Genomic DNA, 259 nt, shown 5'->3' with positions numbered 1-259 from the left:
CCAAAGATCTAATCGAATCGTTATGTGCTAATACTGAAAATCCAATTGTATTGCCGCTGTCAAATCCAACGTCGCGTATTGAAGCCACACCGCAGGAAGTGACGAACTGGAGCAAAGGTAAAGCAATCGTAGCAACAGGTAGCCCTTTCCCTAATTCAACTTATGACGGTCAGAATTTTGAGGTTTCTCAGTGTAATAATAGCTATATCTTCCCAGGTATTGGTCTAGGCGTTTTAGCAGCACGTGCGACGAGTATCAG

Annotated in this window: 1 protein-coding gene; it reads left to right on the top strand. The window is 43.6% G+C overall.

Annotation, left to right across the window (positions count from 1 at the left end):
• A partial coding sequence (locus tag AAEY79_RS15530; protein WP_352289449.1) for a malic enzyme-like NAD(P)-binding protein occupies positions 1–259 on the top strand: 259 nt, incomplete at both ends.

The organism is Psychrobacter sp. GW64-MNA-CIBAN-0177 (assembly GCF_040309585.1).
GTDB lineage: Bacteria > Pseudomonadota > Gammaproteobacteria > Pseudomonadales > Moraxellaceae > Psychrobacter > Psychrobacter okhotskensis.
This window is presented reverse-complemented; position numbering and strand designations above follow the sequence as displayed.